General features: G+C 48.9%; 2 protein-coding genes. One reads left to right on the top strand and one right to left on the bottom strand.

What is annotated here, in order from left to right:
* Positions 1-45: 45 nt before the first annotated feature.
* Positions 46-609, bottom strand: a complete 564-nt coding sequence (locus O2S87_RS18330) for a GDP-mannose 4,6-dehydratase (RefSeq protein WP_475410168.1) — start codon at positions 607-609, stop codon at positions 46-48.
* A 427-nt stretch (positions 610-1,036) separates the two neighbouring features.
* On the opposite strand from O2S87_RS18330, the gene O2S87_RS18325 reads away from it, so the two are divergent.
* Entirely contained in the window at positions 1,037-2,845 is a 1,809-nt protein-coding gene (locus O2S87_RS18325; RefSeq protein WP_475410167.1) for an ABC transporter ATP-binding protein, read from the top strand.
* Positions 2,846-3,083 lie beyond the last annotated feature (238 nt).

Here is a 3,083-nt window from a genome sequence, read left to right as displayed (position 1 = left end):
AGCGTCTCAACCGCCACGAGATTAAAGAACTCGTCTATCCAAGGCTCATCTTGCAGGGTTTGAGTGCTGCTGGACACGGCTTCTCAACCCTGCTCTTTCGTATGCGACGTATTCTATGACACCCTCTTCGACAGTGAGTTTGGAGGCCCCATAGGGTGAGACCGGCTCGTTTGGGTGGTCTTCGTCGTAGGGGAGATACTCGGGTTTACCGTAGACACTTGACGAGGAGGCGTTGACCACACGGTCGACGTCGTGTTTACGGGCGGCTTCCAGGATTGTCTGGGAGCCGTTGATGTTGTACTCGGTGACTTTGGTCGGGTCTTCGACGCTTGCACGGACTCCAGCCTGGGCAGCTTGGTGGTAGATGATGTCGATGTCTTCGACGATGTCGTCGACGAGAGCTTTGTCCGTGGTTGAGCCCTCGATGAATTCGTAGCTCCCAGTCTTCTGGGCAGTTTCGCGGCCAGCCTCAATGTTGTGTTCTTTGAGCCCGACATCGTAGAACGGCTCGAGGATATCGAGGGTTGTGACGTTGTGACCAGCGTCGACGAACGATTCGGCGAGATGTCCGCCAATAAAGCCAGCCCCGCCTGTGACGAGTATGTTCATACACTAAACATGAATATGGCCACAAATAGCGATTTTGATGTTGTTCAGTTGTACCTATGCTGTTATGTTTGGCTTCCCTGTTTCGCTGAGGACAGACTCCGTATTACTTGGATACGCATTGTAGGAATTGAATTGGTTCGAGAGTGCAGTCTCCGCAGTCATTTAATCGGAGTGAACCACTTCTACTAAATCGAGACTGCGTGAGAGGACGTTGTACGTTAAATTAAGATCCCTGCTCGCTTCGAATCCGAATGACGGAAACGAGTGCTCGCACACCCACATCGGTTTCTAGGCCCTCAAAGGATGTCCCTTCTTGTCTGCGCAACAACCGTTAGACGCACAGACAGCAGGAGACACGCGGCCATGGTATCACACAATGAGGTGTAAATCCAACGAATATAAACAACAACAGTCAAATGATAAATCAATGCCAGAGGATGATCAGATTAGTCGACGGGCACAAATACGCGCACTGGTCCGTGTGGCGAAGTATCGTCCGACACTGACGGTTGCAATTATTATTGGTGGTGTCGTTGCGGCTCTGCTCGAAGGTGTTGGTCTCGGATTTATCATGCCGATTGTCGAGATCGTCCAAACATCCGATGACCCAGCGAACGAAGCCGAGGGCGTTATGCTTGCGTTTGTGACCGCCTATCAATTCCTTGGGATTCCATTTACGCTTGGATATGTGATTACGGGTGTGAGCCTCGTACTTGTGATTCGGTGGACCACGACATTTGTTGTGCGCTGGATGCGCGAGGCGTTAGTGATCGATTACACCCGCGAAATTCAGATACAGGCGTTTGACAATGCGCTGGAGGCTCGTATTGCGTACTTTGACCGAGAGGGCTCTGATGATATTCTGAATGCAATTGTCACACAAGCAGAGTACGCTGGCCGAACAATCAAGTATGTGGTTGATTTCATGGAGCAATCGTTTTTGGCACTAATGTATCTGTTAGTGGCATTTGTGGTCTCTCCAGAACTCACACTCTTTGCACTGGTGTTTCTTGGAGGATTTACGCTGATGTTTCGATATGTGGTCGAACCAGGCTATGAACTCGGAGATAAGGTCGCCGACGCAAACGAAGGCGTCCAACAGGCCGCCCAAGCAGGAACACAAGGAATTCGTGATACCAAATTGTTTGAACTCAAATCGGAGCTGTTTGACGATTTCTTAGGGGCTGTCAATCAGTTCGCTGATTCGAGTATTAGACTCCGAAGGAACGAACAGGCGATTGCGAACTTCTATAATCTCCTGACTGCCGTGTCTGTCTTTGTGCTGATTTACTTAGCGATCACCGTTGCAGATCTATCGCTTGGGTCTCTTGGGGTATTTTTGTTTGCAATGTTTCGACTCGGGCCAAGAGTGAGTAACGTGAATTCACAGTTATATAAAGTTGAAAACAATCTACCACACTTAGTTCGTACACAGCAATTTATTGATGAACTTGGTTCAAATGCTGAGCCACAGACTGCTACTGAAGCGGTACCAGCAGAAATTCAGACTGTTGAGTTTGATGACGTTCGATTCTCGTACAAGGGCCAGGACGAGGAAGCTGTTTCACGCGTATCATTTGAATTTGAAAAGGGAGATTTTATTGGATTTGTTGGGCAGTCCGGTGCTGGTAAATCGACGATTATCTCACTTCTGACTCGGATGTACGAACCCACTGGGGGAGAGATTTGTGCGAATGGTCAACCCATCAGTGAAATGGATATTGACGAGTGGCGTTCTCGGATTGCCGTGGTTCGACAGAGTCCCTACGTATTCAATGACACATTGCGGTACAATTTGACAATTGGGAACCGAGGGGTGTCGGAAAAAGAGTTGGATCGCGTTGCTCGGATTGCCAAAGTTGATCAGTTCTTCGATGAGTTGCCCGTGGGATATGAGACGCAGTTGGGTGATGAAGGAGTGCGGTTGTCTGGTGGGCAAAAACAGCGTGTGGCGTTGGCGCGTGCGTTGTTGAAGGATGCCGAGGTGTTGGTCTTAGATGAGGCAACGAGTAATCTCGATTCAAATCTCGAACAGGAGGTCCAACAGGCGATTGAGGCGATGGATCGGGATTACGCAATTGTTGGGATTGCACATCGGTTGTCGACGGTGAAAAACGCCGATCGAATCTACACCGTGGAGGCAGGTGAGATCATTGAGGCTGGCGAGCACGAGAGGTTGATCGACAACGACGGGCGATATGCTGAGTTGTACGCAATTCAGTCAAAAGGGACATAACTAATCTTGGCCTCATTATGATTGTGGTAATTTTACCTTTCTAACCATTCATATTAAGATTCGACACATCATCCGAGTTGTTCATATTTTTCACTCCCAGAATTGACCACCATTGTTGAGCCTGTCTAAGAATTCTCACACTCTCAGTCATCGATATCGGTCGAAGACACCGCAGTATAATTTGCTCAACCGATCCAGTAGCGTTGACAAAAAGAGAGCCAAACTCAGCTATCTGGCG

Source organism: Halohasta sp. A2, assembly GCF_056175805.1.
The sequence above is the reverse complement of the archived record's forward strand: the minus strand, read 5'-3'. Positions and strand labels throughout refer to the sequence as shown.